This is a genomic window from Rahnella rivi, assembly GCF_019049655.1.
Lineage (GTDB): Bacteria > Pseudomonadota > Gammaproteobacteria > Enterobacterales > Enterobacteriaceae > Rahnella > Rahnella rivi.
This window is the reverse complement of record NZ_JAFMOX010000044.1, coordinates 57,349-78,755: the sequence shown is the minus strand read 5'-3', so window position 1 is coordinate 78,755 and position 21,407 is coordinate 57,349. Positions and strand designations below refer to the sequence as shown.

Genomic DNA, 21,407 nt, shown 5'->3' with positions numbered 1-21,407 from the left:
GACCTCCCCATAAAAAATGAAGAAATACCGACCATACTTATAAATAACACAGCTGGGATCATTAATATAAATGCAACGATATTAGTTTTTAAATCTACCTTCAGAATGAAAGTTTCATCAAGGTTATTTGTACTAACATATTTATATGAAAGAGAATACCCCACAAATAAAAATACGCTAAATAGACATGTAATATAATTAACGAAAGATATTTCCTTATGCAATGGATAATTACTCCATGGAAAAACATTATTCACATATTGTAAGTATGAAGGAAATACAAAAAACCAAACTAAAAATATAACCCATTGCGAGATAAATAGGCCTGCTTTATTTCTTAAGATCAAGAATATAAATAATATTATATTTAACGATATCAAAATGAAATATGATAATTCAGGCATTTGCAATTCTCTCACCGTTCATGATAATCATCTGTCTCATTTCCCTATCTAATGTTTACAATATTATCTTTATATACTTAAGACATAGATTACTCACTTGAATTTAAGCCTAATTAAGGCTTGGCACTTAATTAGAATTTACATCCATCACGAATTAAATGATTCCATGTTTATTTGTGAATATTATTAATTATTATTATCTGATGAATACTTATAACCATAGTTATGGTAACCATATTCATGGTAGTTTGCGGATTTTTTTACAACGCGATTCAGAATGCAACCTTTGACTATTATTCCACTCAGTGCTAATCGATTAATACTAACCTCTACCTCTTTAGCTGTATTACTCTCGAAACCAACAACCAGCAACGTAGTGCCTACATAACGCCCAATGATAGCAGCCTCTGTTACGGCTAAAATAGGAGGTGTATCAATAATAACTAGATCATAATTTTCAGAAGCCCAGGTTAAAAGATTTTCAAACCTTGAGTTAGTTAGTAACTCCGCAGGATTTGGAGGAACCTTCCCTCTTGAAACATAATCAAAACTTATTCCAGATATTTTCTTTACGGCCCCAATAATTGATGATGAACCTGACAGTATTTCCGAAAGTCCAATATCATTATCTACGCCTAAAGCCCTATGCGAATCTCCCCGCCTCATATCTGCATCAATGAAAATCACTTTCTTACCAATTTTCGATATTACTTCAGCTAAATTACTACTAATAAACGTTTTACCCGCTTCAGGGCTGGCACCCGATATCATAAGAAGATTGTTTTTTGCATCCAGCATCGCAAAATGGAGACTTGTTCTAAGGCTTCTTATGGCTTCAATAGCAAGGTCTGCTGGATTTTCGCACGCTAACAATCCTGGGACATTAGCAGTTCTGTTATTATCTTTTATATTACTTCTCTTAAGTGACCATTCTGAAACAGGAACACTTGCATATACAGTTATCCCTAACTCTTCAAGCTGTTCTGGGGAATATAATCCTCTCCGAAGCATAAATATCCCGAAAACGACACTAAGAGATAAAAAACCACCTAAGATCAACCCCATTACTATTACCAATATTTTCCTTGGTTTTACCGGCTTAGGTTCAGTAACTGCATCATCAATTATTCTAACATTGCCAATTGCACTCGACTTTGCAATATTTAACTCTTGCTGCCTATTCAGTAGTTGCATATATACTGCTCTTCCTGACTCGACATCTCGGCTTAAACGAAGAACTTCTTGCTGTGTGGTTGGCATACTTGAAACATTTTCACTTAGACGATCTTTCTCTTGTTTGAGTGTCTGTCTCTTTTCAAGTAATGATTTATAGATAGGATGATCTTTTGTATATAGCTGAGATATTTCAGCCTCACGGAATGTTAATTCATTTAACTGATTATCTACATTGACAATTTGTTCTAGTACAGCCTTAGCCTCCATCGGTAAATCGATAGTATTTTTTTCCTGCCTATAATTGTTGAGTTTATCCTCAGCCAAGTCTAATTCACTTCTTACTTTTGGTAGTTGTAACTTTAAGAAGTCTAAACTTTTCTCATCCTGTGCAGCCTGCCTGTCAATATTTTGCGAAAGATAATTCTGAGTAATACTATTTAATATGTCCTTTATCAATACTGGGTTTGTGCCCGTGACAGTTAACGCAAGCATGCCACTATCCTTTCCTTGCTCAGAAACGGTGTAGTTATCTTGCAAATTATTAATTGCTTCCAGATTTGTGACCGATTTCAGTTCGAACTCATCATTTACCTTGCCAACAATACTATTAACTTTAATCGAAATCCCATGGCCATCTAATAGTTTTCCTACCTCACCTTTGATTTCGAAGTCTTTCCCAGTGATAACGTAATTATTTGCATCTATTACGGTTAATGTCACCTTAGGATCCTTGTCTCCATCTCGCGGTAAATAAAGCCGACTTATCTCAAGGTGTCCTGATTTTTGCCCCGTTAGCCTTGCCCATCCCCTGCCAAAAATGGGGAAGTATTCCTGTTTAACAACGGTTTGTAGGTTTAAGTCACTTACTGTTTTTCCCAGTATCATTCTTGACTGCAATAGCGTTATTTCAGGAGCAGACTGAGGAACTGCATCTGGTAATACTTGATTCAAACTTTCAAGTATTGCATTCCCAGCTTTCTGTTCTACTTGAACTAGCGAGTCAGCCTGAAATACCGGGGTTGCAAATAAAGCATAAATAACAGTGAGAATAGTAATAAAAGCAGTAAGTGTGATGATTAACTTTCGATGGTCAATCACTTCACCTATGATACGACGCATTGTAATTTCATCTGATTCTGTTCTATTTTTCTTGTTTAAAATATCTTGAGACATATATATTTTCCCTGATCAATTATCCATTCAGCTTTTGTAGCCAGGCTTGGCAGGACTGTTCAATTATTCGATAAACAGATTCAAAGGCCTCCTGACTCTTGCGATAAGGATCTGAAATTTCTCTACGACCATTCCAGTGCCCAAGCAGCATGATTTTACCGCGCGCTTCTGGTGCAACGCGGCTTATCTGTTCCTGATGGGATTTCTCCATGACTAAAATAAGATCGTACTGCCGGCCTAAGGCTGACGTAAATTGAGTCGCATGATGACCATCAAGCTGCAATTGATACTTTTGGGCAACCTTAACCGCATATGGGTCTGCAGGCTTGTCTACCATTGCAACAGTTCCGGCAGAGTCTATTTTCTTATCGGGTAACATCTGCCTCAGCAGCCTTTCAGCTATCGGTGAGCGGCAGATGTTGCCCGTGCAGACAATCAAAATGGCATCAAACATTATGGATTCCACTGCCGCACGAAACGACCGGCCTCAATCATGTCATGCACGCCTGTAATGGTCGGGACAATCTGGGAAATCACGCGGTTCCAGCGCACGATCGGCGCGGTGGTGACATAGACAATATCGTAGGGTTGCAGCTGGAATTCGGTACTCATTACCATCGACGCCGCATCTTTGGCGTTAAGCTGGTAAATGTTAGCGATCTTGCCCTGATTGCTGCCTTTCAGCGGCCTGATAACAAAGATCCCCGAGGCATCAGCCATGCTCTGTGAAATACCGTCTGAACTGCCCAGCGCTTCCGCCAGCGTCATGCCGCTGCGATCCATTTTGAGCGTGCTTTGTTTGACAACTTCGCCCATCACGAACACTTTCAGATCATCATTACGCGGCACAAATAAAATATCGCCGGGATAAAGCAGGCGGTTCTGGGTCAGGTCACCCTTTTGCATCAGCGCATGCAGCGAAATCTGCGTGTCTTTACCGTTGTGGTTTAGCACCACATTGCGCCAGTCAGCGTCCGGCGCTAATCCGCCCGCCGCGTTAATCGCATCAATCACCGTGAGAGGAATGTTAGTGATGGGCTGCTGACCGGATTTTATGACTTCACCGGTGGTGTAAATTTTCTGTGAGCGGAAAGCCGCAATACTGACGTCCACCTGCGGGCTCTCTATATAGGTCGCCAGGCGGGTGCTGATATCTTCCCGGATCTGACTGACCGTTTTACCCGTGACTTTTAATTTGCCGATATAGGGATAGAAAATCGTACCATCGGCATTCACCCAGTTGCCGGTATCACTGGCACTGCGATATTGCCCGGCAGGGGTGGTCAGTTCCGGGTGATCCCATACCGTGACCATCAGCACATCGCCCACACCAATACGATACTGATACGCTTTAAGCTGCTGATCTAATTCCGGATTGGGGCGCGCCGTGACAGCATCTGGCCGTAATCCGTCAACCAGTCGTGGCGTTAACGGATATACATTGACCAGTTTATCAATATCAAAATTGCTGTCCGGTTGTTCAACTACGTGCTTGTCCCCTGTATTTAAACTTTGTCCGGGTATGACGGTGCACGCACTCAATACACCGGACGTTAATATCACTAAAGAAATATTAAAAAAGCTATTTTTCATTATCTCACATCATCTGCTATTTAGTGTTAAATCTGCCTTCCAGAGTAATTCCGTATTCCCTTCCGGCAGTCGCGAATCATCATTCCTGTGTGAAGATATTAAAAAACAATCAAAAAATTCATGTCTACGACAGAGAAGCTCTGCTGACATGAAATAAAAGTCAGATTATTTATTTTGCAGATCTCATTATGGTAATGCGTTATTCAATGCTTGCCATGATCACAGGATAATTAATAGGCCCCTTCTTTTTTCAATACAACGCCGATGGTTTTGAACAGAATGGCAATATCATTCCACATGGACCAGTTTTTAACATACCAGGCATCCAGATAAACCCGCGTGGAATAATCCACCTCACTGCGACCACTGACCTGCCACAATCCGGTCATTCCCGGCTTGCTCAGCAGGTAATACTCGACCTCATCGTAATAACGCACCAGCTCCGCAGTAATAATGGGCCGCGGACCGACCAGGCTCATCTCACCTTTAAGTACGTTAAACAGTTGCGGTAACTCATCGAGACTGGTTTTTCGCAGGAAATGACCGATCGACGTTATGCGCGGATCGTTTTTGAGTTTGAAGGTCATGTCCCATTCCGCCCGGGCTTCTGCGTCACCTGCCAGCAACTCTTCCAAAACCTCTTTGGAATTAATCACCATCGAGCGAAATTTCAGGCACTTGAAGGGTTTGCCTGACTGCCCAATGCGTTCATGACCATAGATGGCCGGGCCACCATCTTTGCGGACCTTACGGGTAATGTAGATAAGCAGAGGCGATAACAGGATGATGATGCTCAGAGATGTGACGATGTCGAACAGCCGTTTGGTGACGCGCGAAGAAAATTTTGCCAGATTCTGATGCACGCGGAAGATCATCACTTCCTTGCTGAAAATAAACGACATATCGGTGTTATCCAGCGGCATACCGCGTAACGTCGGGATAACGGACACCGAACTGTAACCGTGGATCATAAATACCCGCAGCCATGCATTACGGATGCCGCTCTGATGCGACTCCACCGCGACAATAAACTGCGTTTTTTTATCGACATGCGTCCGTACCCAGTTCTCGTCAGAGGGCATGATACGTATGCCTTCAATCATATCTCCCGGCTGATCAGTACCTTCACTGGAAATAAACTGGGTGACGCGTAAACCCAGATTCCTGTCACTTTTGATGGCGCTATACGCTTCGCGGGCATTGTTGCCGCTGCCAATAATGATGGCATCGCGTTGCCAGAAGCCAAAGGCATGCAGCGCCTGTTTGGTCAGCATTCTCGCCACAGGGACCGCAATCAAAACAAGTATCCATGTCAGGACCCACAGATAGCGCGAGAAATACCATTTGGCGAAGGCGATCACCGCGATTTCGATCAGAGCAAAAATCAGCAATGTACGAAGGATCTCCTTCAGCTCGAACCAAAATGTTTTGCGATAATAATAGTGCCTGAGGCGCAGGTGAAACCACGCAACGCAGCAGAATGCCAGTACGCCATGCAGGACAATCCAGCCGGCGGTCTGAGCATCAGGAATACGTTGCTCAAAGTGAGTCATGACATTATTTAGGATGCCCTTCGCTATATAAAGCGAAAGGGTGAAACTGAGGAAGTCAGATAAAGCGAGAAATAAACTGGCGCAAACATTTCTGGTGAGAAATTTCATATACCCCCCACAATAAATAATCAACCTCCCTTTTCAGTGAGCCGAAAAGAGACGATATGATGGTGAATAAGATGCTGAGATTCAGGGCGTCAGCATGGATTTTTTTATAATCATGTTTTTTGATTGTGCCGTTATTTTCAGCTACGCTACCGCCCCTGGTTTACGGCCACCAATTTGCCAAAAAAAGAGTGCAATTATCCGGGCAGCAGGATCCCCTCACCTTGGGCATTCAGATGATGGCGATTCTTGCTTTAATGAATTAAAAAATTGATGCCTATTGATATTTACAGTGTCAGAAAAAAGACTGGATGAATTCCTCCTGACTGTAGGCCGACCATAATATGCCTTGCATCCCCTGGATCTGACTGCCTTTCAAATATTCCAGGTGGCGGGCGCTTTCAATGCCGCCAATAATAACGCCCTGACTGTATGGCTGAAGGTGCTCAATAATTTGTCGAAAAGATAAGGTTCCCTGGTGTTGCCAAAAAAAATGCTGACTTATTTTTATATGTTCAAACTTCTCATTCATGACCAGTGTCAGGCTGGTATTGCCTTCCCCAAAATGGTCAAGCCATAAGGGGCCATGCTCTGACAGCGCGTGCAGAACCGGGCGGTCCTGTTCGGCACTGAACTCGGGGAAAAACGCATCCAGCGTGAGTCTTATATAGTTGTGCTGCTGTAACACGTTGCGCATCGCTGCGTTATTCACGATATGGCTGGCAATCTCGTAGTCGATACGTATTGAAAGTAAAAAATTATTGTGGGTAAAGATATCGGCATTAATACAGGCCAGCGTCACCTCGTCGAAGAAGTTTTTGATTCTTTCTTCGGCAGATAAATGAAATGTCTGGCTCCCCGCGTCGTGCGGATGTTGTTTATTGGCAGCCTGATGCGCTGACTTTTTTACCAGTTCAAAACCCAGTATCCCGCCAGATACTGTCACTATCGGTTCAAAGAGATAACTGGAATCACTTCTTTTGACCGTACGCATCCCTTACCCCATGGCAAAAATAATACAAAGAGACATTATCCAAACCAGCAATAGGTGCCTGGTCTGTTAAAATTCAATCAGGTTATTCTGTTACCTACAGCATGCTTATGCAGAAAGAACAAAGCCGAACTGCTGCTGGCATCAACACCTATCTTTCTCAGAGAATTACACTTATGTACGCTGACCGTTTTAACGCTCAGTTTTAGTATGTTTGAAATACTGGTCACAGAAAGACCGGTCATCATCATGACTAAAACCTTTTCTTCCATTTTTGTGATTTTATAATCAAACGACTCCTTGTTACTGGTCATGTTCTGAAGCTGAATAAACTGCTGTATTGCACTGACTATCTCTGACAGCCCTTTTTTCTTTTTAAGAAATTTGAATTGTTTTTTAAGTAGTAACCCCAGCATCAGCATGTCTACTTCTGAAGAAATGATAAGTATTCGTTCCGGATCCAGCACATTGATATTTTCGTTTAAAAACTCATAACACTTGTGAAAGCCGCCTCCCGATGGATCAATAATCAGATAATCTTTTGTATACAAGTTCACCTCATCGTCACGGTTAAAAAAAATGACACCGTTAACGTAAGGCAGTTTCTTGGAGATTATTTCTTTTATCGCCAATTTAGTAAACTGGCACTCACTCCAGATTATTACCCGAGGCATTGGGCCGCCTAATAGTGTGGTTTTTAAAAACGCTCAGACACTTCTCTAACAGAGCGGGAAGAATAGAGCACTTTCATAACGCTTAAAAAAACGAAATTATTCATCATTGCTCACATCATATTTATTCCTTCCCAGTGACTTCCAGTAGAGTAATACGCAGCCAAAACTCTTCAAATCGTTTATCTCGCTCACTATTACACCCAACAATAGGTTTCACCGATCGATTTACGCTTTCTTATCGTTATTTACCCCACTCAACACTAGGCGTTGTCCTAGTAATCATTCGTATTCTCACTCGAATTGTGAGCCATGTAACGCTTTTAGCATTAATAAGGCTTGAAATCTAAGACCTTTCTTAAGCGCAATTCACAGGGTCAGAATAATTTTATTAACACGCGATTTGGACTGTATTTTTTGATTAGTACAGGATAATGAACTTTTTTAGTCGGAATTTTAGTTTAAGTTTTTACGCAAATTAATCACAAAATTATCGATACTGGGTAACATTCTTAAAAAAGTATTTAGAATCAAAATTCATTAGCCTTTTAATGCTGTTTATGAGCACAGATGTGACATTTTGAAACAGCGGCTGTTTTATAAGAGCATTCTTATTAAGCAGAGATCAGCTATTTTCGCCATTATTTCATGGCATCAGGCGTAATAAGTCATTTCATCTGGCAGTGAAATACTCAGAGCATTCTTAAGATAAAAATTCATTTAGGGAGGGGGGTTCTGCTGTTTATTAGAATTTTCAGGATTTTATAATCAAATGAATATTCTCACAGAGATAAAACCAGGGTGGCGGATTATTGAAGGGGAAAGAGAGATTACCGGGCGGGGGAAATTGGCCTGAGCCATCCTGCTGACAGTCAATAACGTGGTCAGCAGCCTGGTCACGTTATTGACTCATTGACGCCGGCGTTACTGCCGCAATGAGAGAGGGTTCAGACGTCACTTTGCGTAATACGCGTCAGGTGGATGACCAGATACAGCAGCTCATCGTTGGACATCTCCATCTCCAGCAGATTTTTAATGTAATCGCGGATCAGCAGAGCGCAGCGGTAAACGTGCGGATACTCTTTGATGACCTGTGAAAAGATAAAATCATCCTTTGAGACAACCTGCTGTTTCTCCACCATTCTTTGAATAAAGAACTGCATATGAACCAGAAAACGGGCGTAATTGAGCGACTCCGTGTCGAGCGTGAGACGAAAGTGATATTGGATAATATTGAAAATATCCTTCAGCATTTTCACCGCCAGCAGGGTGTGCTCCATGTTTTGCACATCGGTCTGACCGTTAACCAGATGAAAGGCAATATTCCCCGCCTCTTCCTGCGGGAGCTGGATATTCAGGCGCTGGTTGATGTACACCAGCGCCTGTGTGGCCACGCTAAACTCATGCGGATAGAAGCGTTTTACCTCGAACAGCAGCCGGTTCTGGATCGTGATGCCCTTGTGATAACGCTCAATGGCAAAACTGATGTGATCGACCAGCGTGAAAAAAATCTGCTCGTTGATCCGCCCCTTCAGCCCGGCGTTTGCCAGGCTTAAGATCGTCTGCACAATCTCAATATGCGCTTCCGGCGTATCTTCAATCAGACGAAGATATTCACGGCCTTTCTGATTATCTTGTACTGCATAGATTTTCTCGATGCTGGCCGGGTCGAGAACGTCACCCACTTTGCTGCCAAAGCCAATACCCTTGCCCATAACGATAACTTCGTTGTTATCGTGATCCGTTGATAGCACCAGGCTATTATTGAGTACCTTAATGACCTTCATCTTCTCAGCCAAAATCCTCTGTGTTAATCGCGCTGCACGCCGTTTGAGGCAATGACTCGCTGATACCAGCCAAAGCTGTTTTTTCTGATACGCCGCAGATCCATCAGGTCTTTTTCACCCCGGTTAACGTAGATAAACCCGTAGCGTTTGGCGTAACCCTGATGGGTGCTGACCACATCGATGGCCGCCCACGGACAATACCCGATAAGCTCAACGCCGTCGTTAATCGCCAGCTGCATCTGCTCAATGTGCTGGCGCATAAACGTCATGCGGTAATCATCATTCACGGATCCGTCCGGCAACAAAGTGTCCGGTGCGCCAATGCCATTCTCCGTGATCAGAATGGGCAGATGGTAGCGTTCGCAGACCTTGCGTAAGGTCAGCCGCAGGCCCACCGGGTCAATCACCCAGCCGTACGGCGTTTTATCCACAAACGGATTGTCAGCCGCGCGATAAACGCCCGGCTCACCGAGCATAATTTGCTGGTCGCCCGCCCGCGCGGTGATATCAGACGCATCGCCACGGCTGGCGGCAATGGTCGCGGTGGAATAGTAATTGATGGCGACGTAATCCGGTTTCCCCTGCAACAGAATGGCGGCATCTTCCGGCGCCATCACCGGCGTCAGGCCGCGATCTTCAAGATAACGCCACGCCAGCGCGTTGTAACGGCCATGCACCGCGACATCCAGAAAACTCCAGCCGCGCAGGGTTTCCCAGTTATGGGCGGCGATGGCATCCAGCGGGTGGCAGGTTTCCTGATACATCGAGGTGGTGTTGATCGCCGGGCCGATTTTCGCGGCGGGGCACCGCTGATGGCACAGCGCCATGACTCTGGCCTGCGCCACCATCATGTGATGATTTTGCTGGTACAACACCTGCTTCGTGGGTAACTCCCCGCCCTCGGGCAACCCGATCGCGCCCGGATGCAGAATCAGCGTATTTTGTTCATTAATGGTCAGCCAGTATTTTATTTTGCTGCCAAACGCGGTGAACAGCACGTCGGCATATTGCACAAAGGCTTCAATCGTCGCCCGGTTCGCCCATCCGCCCTGCTGTTCGAGCACATACGGAAGGTCAAAGTGATAGAGCGTGACCACCGGTTCAATGCCGTGATGGCGTAACTCGTCGATCAGTTGCTGATAAAACGCCAGCCCGGCCTGATTAACTTCGCCGGTGCCCTGCGGCAAAATGCGCGTCCAGGCCACCGAGAAGCGATAGGCCTTCAGCCCAAGCTCAGCGAACAGTGCAACGTCTTCACGAAAACGATGGTAATGATCGCTGGCGACGGTGAAATCTGCCGTGTCAGCCGGATGCACCAGCATATCGACCACCGACGGACTTTTGCCGTCCTCGTTCCATGCGCCTTCCACCTGATAAGCCGACGTTGATGCGCCCCACAGAAAATCTTCCGGAAACCCCTGCAGCTTCTGATAAATCATACGTTCTCCTTGGCAGTATTCAGCGTGATGATGGTTTCTCCGAAACTGACGTCACCCGGCTGGCGACACATCAGTTGCGGATAGGCTTCACTGTTCACCACCAGAACCGGCGTGATGATCTCGTATCCCAGCGCGGTGATAGCAGGAATATCAAAGCGCACCAGCTCATCGCCCGTTTTCACCCGATCCCCGACCTGAAGGGCGGAAGTAAAATGCTTACCGCCCAGACTGACGGTATCAATACCGATGTGCATCAGGATCTCGACGCCGTTATCACCACGAATACCGACCGCATGGCGGGAGGGAAGGAAGGTCACCACTTCGCCATCAACCGGCGCGCGCAAAAGCCCTTCACGCGGGATAATCGCGATGCCCTGCCCCAGAAGCCCTTGTGAGAACACATCATCACTGACCTGATCCAGCGCCACGGCTTCACCGGCCAGCGGGCTGAGGATCTGCTGCGGATCGCCGGAAAGGCGTGCCGTATCCTGCGGTTCAGTCACCTCTTCCACCGGATCATCGAAGCCTAAAATCCAGGTCAGCGCAAAGGTCACCACGATGGCGATGGCACAGGTAATCAGGGCATGAACGATGTTCATCGGGTTTTCACCGATAAATGCCGGTAACGCGGCAAGGCCCGGAGACACGAACGCGTAGCGCACCAGCCCGCTCAGCCCGGCATAAATACCGGCACATCCGCCGCCGATCATCGCGGCGATAAGCGGCCTGCGCAGTTTTAACGTCACGCCGTATAAAGAGGGTTCGGTGATCCCTAGCAGTGCGGTAAACCCGGCCGAAGAAGCTAACTGGCGCAGGTTTTTGTTTTTCGTGCGAAACGCCACACACAGCGTTGCCGCGCCCTGAGCGATGTTGGAAGCCAGCATGCCGGGGCCGTTGATCATCTCAAAACCATTCTTGCTGAGCTGGCCGGTCGCAATCGGCGTCATGGCCCATGCCGTGCCGGTGATCACCAGGAATGGCTGCAACCCGCCCATCAGCATCGGGATAAGCCAGCTGGCTTTGCCATCAATCATGGCCGCGCCGCTGGCAACCACGTCGTTGAGGAAAATGCCGAACGGCCCGACCACCACCAGCGCCAGCGGTGCCGTCACCAGTAAAATGATCATCGGCTTGGTGAAGAATTTAATCATGGTTGGCGAGACTTTCTCGGCGAAGCGTTCGATATACGACATCAGCCAGACGGTGAAAATAATCGGCAATACTGAACCGGCATAATCGGCGAGACGTACCGGAATGCCGATGAAATCGATCGCCGTTCCCGCGGCCATCATCTGCGCCAGATTGGGATGTAACAGCGCCCCGGCGATGGTCATGGCGAGGATCGGGTTACATTCAAATTTGATCGACGCGCCGTAGGCCAGCAGCACCGGCAGGAAGAAAAACGCCGCGTCAGAGATGGTGTCGAGCAGATGATAGGTCGGGCTGGCGGCGCTCATGACGCCGGTGAGTTTCAAAATAGCCAGCAGCGCCTTGATCATCCCCGCACCGGTGATGGCCGGAATAACCGGCGTAAAGGTGGTGGAAATCACGCTGATGATCTGCGAAATGATCCCGCCTTTGGCTTTCTGTTTTTGCTGTCCGCCCGCCTGCCCGCTGAGATCCCCGATCTCTTTTTGCATTGCGCGAAACGTTTGCTGCACGTTGTTACCCACCACAATCTGGAACTGACCGCCGCGCTGAACCACGCTGATCACCCCCGGCAACGCTTCGATCGCTTGCGCATTCACCTTCGCGTCATCATTGAATTCCATCCGTAACCGCGTGGCGCAATGCGTCAGTTTACTGACGTTCTGCCTGCCGCCGACGTGCGTTAAAATTTCACTGCCCAGCTGTGTGTAATCCATAGGTTTTCCCCGGTGAAAAAAAGCAAAAAAAAAGACCAAAATGAAAATGCACCTCCCCTAAGGAGAAGTGCATTCTTATTTTGGTCTTGCCTGCCTGAGCAGTAACACGCCTCAATAAAAATGCGTTGGCAACCGGTGATAACCCGTTGCGCCTGAAGTATCGCCATACCCTTGTCAGGTCAGCAACAGCGAAAATGACTTTTTGCGAGGAGCATCACGAACTATTTAAAAGCCCGGCCTTCAGTTCTGCTCCGACACCAGCACCGCCATCGTCTCCGGCTCCAGCGCCCTGAAGATGTGCGCCACGTCTGCCGGATAGGAAATATAGTCGCCGGCATTGAGCTCGACCGGCGATCCCACCAGCCCGACCAGCGCGCGGCCCTGGGTGATAATGATGTGCTCCACCGAGCCCGACGGATGCGGGCTGGAAATGCGGTCCGCGCCCGGCTGAGTGGTCAGCAGATAGATATCCCGGCGTGCGCCCGGCGGGCACGTTGCCAGCAATACCGCTTTGTAATCGGCCATTTCTGCGATCACCGTCGGGCCTTCGCCACGACGGATCACCTGCATTTTACTCAGTTCCGGCTCCATCAGCCGCGCAAAAGGAATATCCAGTGCGACGCACAGCGCCCACAGGGTTTCCAGACTCGGATTGCCGTTCCCGGCTTCCAGCTGCGACAACGTCGATTTGGCAATCCCGGCGCGGCGGGCCACTTCTGCCAGTGATAACCCGGTACGCTGACGTTCGCGCACCAGACCTTTAGAAATAACGCTGATAGGTTGAGACATTGCGACACCCTGATTTACATAACGAACGATCGTTCGACTTGAAGAACGATTCAGATACGTTCATTATAATGGATATTCGTTCGTTATGGGATTTAATCATGCGTAAGCAGCTCTTTGCGCCTCTCGGCAATGATGTGGTAAAAGCCATCTTTCTGGTTTGCCTGGCCGACGGTCTGGTCGGTATTTCTTATGGTTCTCTGGCGGTGGCCGGTGGCTTCCCGCTGTGGGTGCCTCTGGCGCTCTCTTTGCTGGTGCTCGCCGGCGCTTCGGAATTTTTGTTTATCGCCATCGTCGGCGGTGGCGGCAGCCCGTTTGCCGCAGCGGCGGCCGGATTACTGGTTAACGCCCGGCATTTGCCTTTCGGTATTGCCGTGAAAGATCTGGTTGGCCGCGAACACGTCAGCTGGCTGGGGTGCCACCTCATGAATGACGAAAGCGTCGTGTTCGGCATATCTCAGCCCTCGCATGAAAAACGTAAAATGGCTTACTGGCTGTGCGGGCTGGGGATCGCCCTGTTCTGGCCGCTGAGCGTGATTGCCGGCGCTTTCATCGGGCAGTTTATTCCCGATATCAGGGCGATCGGCCTTGATGCGGTTTTCCCGGCCATCCTGCTGGCACTGATTTTTCCGGCACTCAGGCAACGCAGAACGCTGATCCCGGCGTCCTGCGGCGCGCTGATCTCGGTGATGGCCGTCCCTTTTGTGGCAGCGGGCATGCCGGTGCTGTTTTCCCTGCTCGGATTACTGGCCTGGAGGCATAAAAAATGACGCAGCATTCGCTCTGGATGGCCGGTATCGCTTTGCTGGCAGCCGGCACTTTTATCCTGCGCGTGGCCGGTTACCGACTCGGTTCGCGCCTGACGCTGTCGCCCGCGACGCAGACAATGTTATCGGATTCCGCGACCATTTTATTACTGGCCGTTGCCGCCACGTCGGCGCTGTTTGAAGGGGCACATTTTGCCGGTTTCGCCCGCATCACGGGAGTCGGCGTGGCGCTGTTTTTAGCATGGCGGAAGGCACCGCTTATCGTGATTATTCTCGCGGCGGCGGTGGTCACGGCGCTGATGCGCTGGCTCGGTGTGGAATAGCAGAAACAAAAATGGCTCCGTTTCAGGAGCCATTTTCTAAAGCAGCAAAGTTACGCCACATCCTCATACTGCGGCACCGGATTGCGGAAACTTTTGGTGACACAGGCCAGATAGATGAATCCGATAGCGCCCCAGATCAGACCGAGGATCATCGAACCTTGTTCCAGATTCAGCCACAGCGCGCCGACCGTCAGTGCGCCACACATTGGCAGGAACAGATACTGGAGGTGATCCATCAACGTTTTGTTGCGCTTTTCACGGATCCAGAACTGGGAAATCACCGACAGATTCACGAAGGTAAACGCCACCAGCGCACCGAAGTTAATCAGCGCCGTGGCGGTCACCAGGTCAAAGTTGATCGCCAGCAGAGCAATCGCGCCCACCAGAATCACGTTGAATGACGGCGTGCGCCATTTCGGATGGACATAACCGAAGAAGCGGTTCGGGAATACGCCATCGCGCCCCATCACGTACATCAGGCGGGAAACCCCCGCGTGCGCCGCCATGCCGGAAGCCAGCACGGTGATGCTGGAAAAAATCAGCGCGCCGAACTGGAACGCACGGCCCGCCACCTGCAACATGATTTCAGGCTGAGAGGCGTCCGGGTTTTTGAAGCTGGAAATGTCCGGGAAATAGAGTTGCAGGAAATAGGTCGCGCCGATGAAAATCACGCCACCGATCAGCGCCGTCAGGAATATCGCTTTCGGGATAACCCGCTCGGCGTCTTTCGTCTCTTCGGATAAATTACTGATACCGTCAAAACCGGTAAACGAGAAACACAGAATGGTCGCGCCGGTAATCATCGGTACGGTATGCGCGTGCTCGCCCCAGAAAGGTTTGGTGCTGGCCAGCGTGCCATAGCCGGTGCCATGATTCACGCCGTAAATAACCATGCCGGTAATGACCGTAATAAGAATGATCTGCAATACCACCACCAGCGTATTAATATTGGCGACGGTTTTAATACTGCGTAAATTCGATATCGTCATAAACCCGACCAGCACGATCACAAATATCCACGAAGGTACGGAAGGCACCAGCGCTTCAAAATAGATTTTTGCCAGCAGGATATTGATCATCGGGGCAAATAAATAATCCAGCAATGACGACCAGCCGACCATAAAGCCGATCACCGGATGAATGGCTTTTTGTGCGTAGGTGTACGCCGACCCCGCCGAAGGGTAGCGGCGCACCAGTTTGCCGTAGCTCAGAGCGGTAAACAGCACGGCGATTAACGCGAAGGCGTAAGCCGTAGGCACATGGCCGTCGGTCAGGCCAGAGACAATACCGAACGTATCAAACAGGGTCATGGGCTGCATGTAGGCCAGGCCTATCATCACAACCGGGATCAGCGTAAGCGTTTTACGCAGTTCCACGCGGGAAGTGCTGCCTGTGACGACGTTATCTGACATGATGTTTAATTCCCATGACGGAGAACGCCACATAAAAAGAGTGATGCACCATTTATGTTTCCTTGCGACATGACTGTCGGTATTTGAAAGTAAATATCTATCCGGTACGAAGCCCGGCCTCTGGTTTTTGAATGTTTTCTTGTAAGAAGAATGTGTACTTGAATGAAGTTTTTAAACGGGTCATCCCCGATTCGCGGGGCGCATATTTTGCCCTAATAACCAGGGAAATGACAAGATGAAGAAGGCCTCACAGCGGGATTAAATAAAATACTCAGCCAAATCTGGCACGTATTGCCAAATACCTTTCCCTGCGGGTTTATTAATTGTTTTTAATATGTAAAACAAAAAGAATTGTCCGGTTATTGCTTTTATAAAGCGGCAGCATTGGACATTAAAAAATAACCTCCGCACGCATTATTTAACATTGCATCTGTGCCCCCGCGCCTTCAGCCACGTCAGACCAGGGTATGGGCAAAATCTGAAAATCTGGCGCGACACGCTCTTTTTGGGCTTCCCGGTTTACAAAAGACAGACATGTGGCAAGAATGAAAATTATTTGCTCTAAAAGTAAGAAATGTCTGAATCCTCACTGAAGCTTCAACTCCAGAACCTGAAAAAGCATAACGCCCGGCTGAAACGGATTGCGCACGATGCCAAAAATAAGCTCAGTGCGGCGCTGGACGGCACCGGGCTCTGCCTGTGGCAGCTCGACGTGCCCAGCGGGAAACTGGTGATCTTTAACCGCCGCTGGGGCGCCATGCTGGGCTATCAGCCAAAAGAACTGAGCGCACGCTTTGAAGTCTGGCGCGAACATTTACACCCTGAGGATAAAGACGATGTGCTGGCGGCTTTTTACAATCATCTGGAAGGGAAGACGCCGTTTTACGAAGCGCTGCACCGGATGCAGGCCAAAAATGGCACCGTGACCTGGGTGCTGGATCGTGGCCGGGTGACTGAGTGGGATGATCTGGGGCGTCCGCTGAAAGTGACCGGCACGCACATCGACATGACCAAAGAGAAGCATTACGAACAGCAACTGGCGACGCTGGCCAATCACGATCCGCTCACTGGTCTGGCCAACCGCCACGCGTTACACCAGCAATTTACGGCGTTAAAAAACAGCGGCCCGCTGTGTGTGGCGTTTATCGATCTGGACAATTTTAAGCATGTGAACGACACCCTCGGGCATCGCAGCGGTGACGAGGTGCTGATGCGGCTGAGTCAGCGGTTCAGAGAAGCCTGCCCGCCGGGCATTATTCCGGGGCGGCTTGGCGGCGATGAATTTGTGTTGCTGATGCCCTACGGGCTGAACCATCCGCTGGTCAAACGGGTAGCGCAGTCCTGTCTGGATGCCGCCACCATCCCGTTTGAACTTGATAACGGCAACGCACACATTGGCGCATCGATTGGGATTGATGAAGTGTCCGACGAGAGTGATTTCAGCGAGGCGCTGCTGCTCGCTGACCGTGCCATGTACGCGATAAAACATCACGGAAAGAATGGCGTGATGCTGGGCACCGAAGACATCCGTTTGCAGGCGTAAGGCGGCCCTGATGAATGTTCCTCACTTTTGTTGTTAAAAGTTTGTGCTATAAATTTCGCATAAGAAAAACCCATGCCATGTCTGAGTCGTCTTTTTAGCACAGCAATCTTTCGTGGAGCGTAACGTGTCTCTTTCTATTTCTGAATGGACGATGGCAAACGATATCGAGTGCTCGCATCTGACGGCGAGCAATTCCTCATTCCCGCGCCACACTCACGACGAATACGTGATCAGCGCCAATCTGACGGGAACGGAAGAGATCTGGCTGCACGGCAAAACCGAGCTGGTCCGTGCCGGCGAAATCACCATCTACAATCCGTCCACCGTTCAGTCATCGCTGTTTGGCGATGAGAAAGTGGAATTTCTCAGCGTGCACATTCCCCAGTCTTTGCTGCGGCAGATATCCGTCGATCACAATCTGCGATCCGATCACTGCGCGCCGGTACTGACCGAAGGCGTGCTGAGTAATCCGGCGCTGTTTTCCGCGCTGCGCCATTACAAACGCACGCTGAACGACGACGATCAGGAGCAAAATTTATTGTGGTTGCTGGGCGCATTGCTGGAAGAACCGGCGAAAGAGCAGGAGCAGTCGTTGCGGCCGGTCACGCTGGCGCTCGATTTCATGCGCGACCACCTGACCCGCAAGATCCATCTCGATACGCTGGCGCAGGTCAGCGGGCTGAGTAAGTTCCATTTTGTGCGGCTGTTCCGCCAGCACATCGGCATGCCGCCGCTGCAATACCATATGCAGCTGCGTTTACTCGAAGCCCGTAATCAGTTGCGTAAAAATAACAATGCGCTGGATGTCGCCATCAGCCTGGGTTTTTACGATCAAAGCCATTTCATCAACACGTTCCGAAAAATGATGGGGATCACTCCCCACCTGTATTCGCAGTCGCTCAATGGCTCTGCCGCGCGCGGCTGATCACACCAGAATAAATTCGCGATAGCCGGAAATCACCACGTAGATCGCGAAATACGAGAAGATGATCGCCGAGGCCACGTAAGAGTATTTGAGCATTTTCGTGCCGAGCATTTTCCCGCCCCAGCTGCCGACGCAGCACAGCACGATGGTCCAGAACACACCGGCAATAAAGAAACCGGTCAGGAACCAGGACGCTTCCGCTGTGCCGCCCTGCCCCATGCGCGAGATAAGCGCGCCGCCTACCGCCGCAAACCACAGGATCGCCGTCGGTGATGACATCGCCAGCACCACGCCGCGCCCGAAATTACGCATCACCGACCGCGGCTGGCCGTTATCCCCGGCGGACATATCCTCCGCAGGCGCCATCGCCGCGCGGATCATTTTATAGGTGAACCACATCAGCATCATCGAGCCGCCCACCCACAGCACCCAGCGCACGCTCTGGTATTGCAGCAAAATCGTCATGCCCGCCAGCGCCAGCACCGCGTAAATCAGATCACCAATGCAGGTGCCGATCCCCAGCCAGAAACCGTGAAAATAGCCGCGCTGCATTGCCAGCGTGATCATGGCGATATTGGCGATGCCGATGTCCAGACACAGCGACAGGCTGAGTAAAAAGCCATTGGAAAACGGCATCATAGCGGGACTCTCTTGATCATCTGGTTGTATTCAATCATGTCGTTAGTGGTCCCCAGACGCGCCATCAGGATCTCCACATCTTCCGGATTGTTGTGCGGGCAATACTGCTGCATAAACTCTTTTGCGCGCGCGGCGTCGCCGCCCAGCAGTTCTTCGCTCATCATGCGGGTCAGGTTTGCCATCTGGGTAAAGAACAGCTCAGGGTGGAAACCGATCGTCTCCGCCGAGAGTTCGATACAACCGTGCTCACGTAAATAGTTGAACTGGATCCACGCCGCCCCGGCATCCGGGTAGCTCGACGGCCCGCGACGCAAATAGCGCAGAATTTCCAGGAAGTAGATCCGCGCCAGCACATTTCTGTCGAGCTGTAATCCGTCTGCCACCTGTGGCGTCAGGCACATCAGCAATCCAAACTGATCCGCCAGCGCTTCCTGCACCATCATTGATCCCCAGCGATCAATCTTGCTGAGCATCGGGAAGACGTTTTCGTTACGCACCAGCGAATGCCCCAGATCATGCCCACGGAACCAGGCGATCAGATAACGCTGGCAGACGTGGCTTTCCGGCAAATCCTCTTCCGCCCAGCCAAGGCGCACGGCTTCGGTACGGGAAAACATTTCGAACAGTTGCAGGTAGGTATTGGCAAACACCACGGTGCGTTTGACCGGGGAATGCTTCAGCCCTTCATCCTCCGGGAAGAAATAGGCGAAGTGTTTCGGATAGGTATTGGCTTCTCCGGCAATGCCGAAAAGAGTAATGATTTTGTAGGCGCAGCCCGGCAGCGCCAGTAAATCGGCGGCGATCTCTTTTTGCAGAAACAGCAGGCTTTCCGGAAACAGACTGTCCATCACGTCAGAGATTTCCTGCAACACCGGCGCGGGCTCGCCGAACCACGACGAGTAATAACTTTGCTTCGATTTTCCGATCCACGTTGAAGTTTTGCCAATGCCCAGCACCAGTTGCTGTTCATTCAGACCGGCAATTTGCGGCAGCAACGTTTTGCCACTTGATTCGTCCGCCAGGATTTCGGCGCGCAGAAACAGCCCCCGCCGGGTATCCGGATCGTCAAACAGCGGCGCGAGGCGGAAACACTGGATAGCCATTTCCTCACGCAAAGCATCCAGCAAACGACTTTCGCAGGTGACCTCCAGCTGATTGATGGCCTCGGTCAGGCGCAGACAATAGTGGATCGTTTGCACCGCTTTAGGATTGATATGATGCGGAACATCCAGATCCATCATTGAAACCTGATAGGCCGCCGCAGCTGGCCAGAATGACGTAGTAAACATGATTTACAATCCTGTGTACGCGTGAGAGGTAGTTCACTACATCACTGTCATCACAGCGGGTATTGGAAGAAATTGCGCAGACGTCAGGAAGTGTCACCCGGTGGCATTACAACACCGCAATCTGCGACTACAGTTGAAGCACAGGTTCCTCCTTGCTAAGCGCTTAACACCATGAGCTTTTCTCTCAAACATTACCTTCAGGTGCGTACCCGGCTGCTGTTCTCGATTCTGGCCGGGCTGGTCTGTTTTTTTATTCTTCCTGCCCAGCTCGGGCTGTTGCAGCGGCTGTTGATTGGCTGGAACGTGCTGGCGTGGCTGTATCTGTTTTTCCTGTGGTTTCGCATGTTGCGCACCGAGGCGAAGGATATTGCGCACATCGCCAAAACGCAGGATGAGAGCGCCACGCTGGTGCTGAGCATGGTGACCCTCACCTGTCTGGTGAGTATTCTGGCGATCCTGATGGAGCTCGGTACGCTGAAAGATCTGACCGGCACGCCGCGCGTGCTGCACATTTTGCTCACCGCGACCACGCTTATCGCGTCGTGGGCACTGTTGCCGACCTCTTTCGCCTTGCACTACGCCCATCATCATTATTTGCGCCGCAGCAAAGAGGTGACGCCGATGATTTTCCCGGAGAAGCCCGAACTGCCCGGCTACTGGGATTTTCTCTATTTCTCTTTCACCATTGCCGTGGCCTCACAGACTGCCGACGTGGAGACGGGCACCACTGACATGCGGCAGATTGCCCTGTTGCAGTCGGTGATTTCTTTCGTCTTTAATCTGGCGATCCTGGGGCTGTCGATTAACGTGGGCGCGGGGTTGTTAAACTAGCCGAGCAAAGCAATTCACTGCCATCAGGTAAATTTCCGGCAGAGATCACTATAAGCCGGAAAACCGTGCATTCAGACTTCTATACGTCTAAAACTTAGTGTAGGTTTTTACAATATTCTCCTGGTTTGGTTACAT

At 49.5% G+C, this 21,407-nt stretch carries 18 protein-coding genes and 1 pseudogene; 5 read left to right on the top strand and 14 right to left on the bottom strand.

What is annotated here, in order from left to right:
- From J1779_RS03095 to J1779_RS03045, 11 genes and pseudogenes are all read right to left on the bottom strand, one after another.
- Positions 1-404, bottom strand: a pseudogene (locus J1779_RS03095) (hypothetical protein); the annotation flags it as partial.
- Between the two features lie 186 nt (positions 405-590).
- Positions 591-2,753 carry a polysaccharide biosynthesis tyrosine autokinase gene (locus tag J1779_RS03090; RefSeq protein WP_217202856.1) on the bottom strand — a complete coding sequence of 721 codons (2,163 nt, stop codon included), beginning with the start codon at positions 2,751-2,753 and terminating at the stop codon, positions 591-593.
- A 19-nt stretch (positions 2,754-2,772) separates the two neighbouring features.
- Positions 2,773-3,207 carry an arsenate reductase/protein-tyrosine-phosphatase family protein gene (locus J1779_RS03085; RefSeq protein WP_238485045.1) on the bottom strand — a complete coding sequence of 145 codons (435 nt, stop codon included), beginning with the start codon at positions 3,205-3,207 and terminating at the stop codon, positions 2,773-2,775.
- Positions 3,207-4,346: a polysaccharide export protein gene (locus J1779_RS03080; protein ID WP_056773354.1), complete on the bottom strand. Its 1,140-nt coding sequence runs from the start codon at positions 4,344-4,346 to the stop codon at positions 3,207-3,209. Before J1779_RS03080 ends, J1779_RS03085 begins: the two co-directional genes overlap by 1 nt.
- A 230-nt stretch (positions 4,347-4,576) precedes the next feature.
- Positions 4,577-6,007, bottom strand: coding sequence for an undecaprenyl-phosphate galactose phosphotransferase WbaP (wbaP, locus tag J1779_RS03075; protein ID WP_056773356.1), 1,431 nt, complete (start codon positions 6,005-6,007; stop codon positions 4,577-4,579).
- A gap of 292 nt (positions 6,008-6,299) precedes the next feature.
- On the bottom strand, positions 6,300-6,998 hold the full coding sequence (locus J1779_RS03070) for an EAL domain-containing protein (RefSeq protein WP_217202854.1): 699 nt from the start codon (positions 6,996-6,998) through the stop codon (positions 6,300-6,302).
- 77 nt (positions 6,999-7,075) lie between these two features.
- The gene (locus J1779_RS03065; RefSeq protein WP_056773360.1) at positions 7,076-7,669 is read right to left on the bottom strand and encodes a helix-turn-helix domain-containing protein; all 594 of its coding nucleotides are present in this window, start codon (positions 7,667-7,669) and stop codon (positions 7,076-7,078) included.
- 944 nt (positions 7,670-8,613) lie between these two features.
- On the bottom strand, positions 8,614-9,453 hold the full coding sequence (gene licT / locus J1779_RS03060) for a BglG family transcription antiterminator LicT (protein WP_217202853.1): 840 nt from the start codon (positions 9,451-9,453) through the stop codon (positions 8,614-8,616).
- Positions 9,454-9,476: 23 nt separating this feature from the next.
- Positions 9,477-10,892: a glycoside hydrolase family 1 protein gene (locus J1779_RS03055; RefSeq protein ID WP_217202852.1), complete on the bottom strand. Its 1,416-nt coding sequence runs from the start codon at positions 10,890-10,892 to the stop codon at positions 9,477-9,479.
- Positions 10,889-12,757, bottom strand: a complete 1,869-nt coding sequence (locus tag J1779_RS03050; RefSeq protein ID WP_217202851.1) for a beta-glucoside-specific PTS transporter subunit IIABC — start codon at positions 12,755-12,757, stop codon at positions 10,889-10,891. The genes J1779_RS03055 and J1779_RS03050 overlap by 4 nt, the downstream gene beginning before the upstream one ends.
- Positions 12,758-12,997: 240 nt before the next feature.
- Positions 12,998-13,546, bottom strand: coding sequence for a helix-turn-helix domain-containing protein (locus J1779_RS03045; RefSeq protein WP_122096339.1), 549 nt, complete (start codon positions 13,544-13,546; stop codon positions 12,998-13,000).
- A gap of 98 nt (positions 13,547-13,644) precedes the next feature.
- Between J1779_RS03045 and J1779_RS03040 the strand changes: the two genes are divergently transcribed.
- Both J1779_RS03040 and J1779_RS03035 read left to right on the top strand, forming a co-directional pair.
- Positions 13,645-14,313 carry an AzlC family ABC transporter permease gene (locus J1779_RS03040; protein ID WP_217202850.1) on the top strand — a complete coding sequence of 223 codons (669 nt, stop codon included), beginning with the start codon at positions 13,645-13,647 and terminating at the stop codon, positions 14,311-14,313.
- On the top strand, positions 14,310-14,633 hold the full coding sequence (locus tag J1779_RS03035; protein WP_056774901.1) for an AzlD domain-containing protein: 324 nt from the start codon (positions 14,310-14,312) through the stop codon (positions 14,631-14,633). The genes J1779_RS03040 and J1779_RS03035 overlap by 4 nt, the downstream gene beginning before the upstream one ends.
- 50 nt (positions 14,634-14,683) lie before the next feature.
- On the opposite strand, the gene J1779_RS03030 is transcribed toward J1779_RS03035, so the two are convergent.
- The gene (locus tag J1779_RS03030; protein ID WP_217202849.1) at positions 14,684-16,045 is read right to left on the bottom strand and encodes an APC family permease; all 1,362 of its coding nucleotides are present in this window, start codon (positions 16,043-16,045) and stop codon (positions 14,684-14,686) included.
- Between the two features lie 574 nt (positions 16,046-16,619).
- On the opposite strand from J1779_RS03030, the gene J1779_RS03025 reads away from it, so the two are divergent.
- Together J1779_RS03025 and J1779_RS03020 are read left to right on the top strand one after the other, a co-directional pair.
- On the top strand, positions 16,620-17,588 hold the full coding sequence (locus J1779_RS03025; RefSeq protein WP_217202848.1) for a GGDEF domain-containing protein: 969 nt from the start codon (positions 16,620-16,622) through the stop codon (positions 17,586-17,588).
- A gap of 124 nt (positions 17,589-17,712) precedes the next feature.
- Positions 17,713-18,513 carry a helix-turn-helix transcriptional regulator gene (locus J1779_RS03020; protein WP_056774947.1) on the top strand — a complete coding sequence of 267 codons (801 nt, stop codon included), beginning with the start codon at positions 17,713-17,715 and terminating at the stop codon, positions 18,511-18,513.
- On the opposite strand, the gene J1779_RS03015 is transcribed toward J1779_RS03020, so the two are convergent.
- Both J1779_RS03015 and J1779_RS03010 read right to left on the bottom strand, forming a co-directional pair.
- A complete protein-coding gene (locus tag J1779_RS03015; RefSeq protein WP_056774892.1) occupies positions 18,514-19,152 on the bottom strand; it encodes a LysE family transporter in 639 nt (212 codons plus the stop codon). It lies immediately after the preceding gene.
- Positions 19,149-20,441 (bottom strand): hypothetical protein, encoded by a 1,293-nt coding sequence (locus J1779_RS03010; RefSeq protein WP_056774890.1) that lies wholly within the window; start codon positions 20,439-20,441, stop codon positions 19,149-19,151. Before J1779_RS03010 ends, J1779_RS03015 begins: the two co-directional genes overlap by 4 nt.
- Positions 20,442-20,612: 171 nt before the next feature.
- Here J1779_RS03010 and J1779_RS03005 point away from each other — a divergent pair, with 171 nt between their 5' ends.
- The gene (locus J1779_RS03005) at positions 20,613-21,272 is read left to right on the top strand and encodes a DUF1345 domain-containing protein (protein WP_056774886.1); all 660 of its coding nucleotides are present in this window, start codon (positions 20,613-20,615) and stop codon (positions 21,270-21,272) included.
- The last annotated feature ends 135 nt before the right edge of the window (positions 21,273-21,407 follow it).

Coding starts and splice junctions, on each gene's coding strand:
- J1779_RS03090 (WP_217202856.1), bottom strand. CDS start 2,753: ATGTCTCAAGATATTTTAAACAAGAAAAATAGAACAGAATCAGATGAA.
- J1779_RS03085 (WP_238485045.1), bottom strand. CDS start 3,207: ATGTTTGATGCCATTTTGATTGTCTGCACGGGCAACATCTGCCGCTCA.
- J1779_RS03080 (WP_056773354.1), bottom strand. CDS start 4,346: ATGAAAAATAGCTTTTTTAATATTTCTTTAGTGATATTAACGTCCGGT.
- wbaP (WP_056773356.1), bottom strand. CDS start 6,007: ATGAAATTTCTCACCAGAAATGTTTGCGCCAGTTTATTTCTCGCTTTA.
- J1779_RS03070 (WP_217202854.1), bottom strand. CDS start 6,998: ATGCGTACGGTCAAAAGAAGTGATTCCAGTTATCTCTTTGAACCGATA.
- J1779_RS03065 (WP_056773360.1), bottom strand. CDS start 7,669: ATGCCTCGGGTAATAATCTGGAGTGAGTGCCAGTTTACTAAATTGGCG.
- licT (WP_217202853.1), bottom strand. CDS start 9,453: ATGAAGGTCATTAAGGTACTCAATAATAGCCTGGTGCTATCAACGGAT.
- J1779_RS03055 (WP_217202852.1), bottom strand. CDS start 10,892: ATGATTTATCAGAAGCTGCAGGGGTTTCCGGAAGATTTTCTGTGGGGC.
- J1779_RS03050 (WP_217202851.1), bottom strand. CDS start 12,757: ATGGATTACACACAGCTGGGCAGTGAAATTTTAACGCACGTCGGCGGC.
- J1779_RS03045 (WP_122096339.1), bottom strand. CDS start 13,546: ATGTCTCAACCTATCAGCGTTATTTCTAAAGGTCTGGTGCGCGAACGT.
- J1779_RS03040 (WP_217202850.1), top strand. CDS start 13,645: ATGCGTAAGCAGCTCTTTGCGCCTCTCGGCAATGATGTGGTAAAAGCC.
- J1779_RS03035 (WP_056774901.1), top strand. CDS start 14,310: ATGACGCAGCATTCGCTCTGGATGGCCGGTATCGCTTTGCTGGCAGCC.
- J1779_RS03030 (WP_217202849.1), bottom strand. CDS start 16,045: ATGTCAGATAACGTCGTCACAGGCAGCACTTCCCGCGTGGAACTGCGT.
- J1779_RS03025 (WP_217202848.1), top strand. CDS start 16,620: ATGTCTGAATCCTCACTGAAGCTTCAACTCCAGAACCTGAAAAAGCAT.
- J1779_RS03015 (WP_056774892.1), bottom strand. CDS start 19,152: ATGATGCCGTTTTCCAATGGCTTTTTACTCAGCCTGTCGCTGTGTCTG.
- J1779_RS03010 (WP_056774890.1), bottom strand. CDS start 20,441: ATGTTTACTACGTCATTCTGGCCAGCTGCGGCGGCCTATCAGGTTTCA.
- J1779_RS03005 (WP_056774886.1), top strand. CDS start 20,613: ATGAGCTTTTCTCTCAAACATTACCTTCAGGTGCGTACCCGGCTGCTG.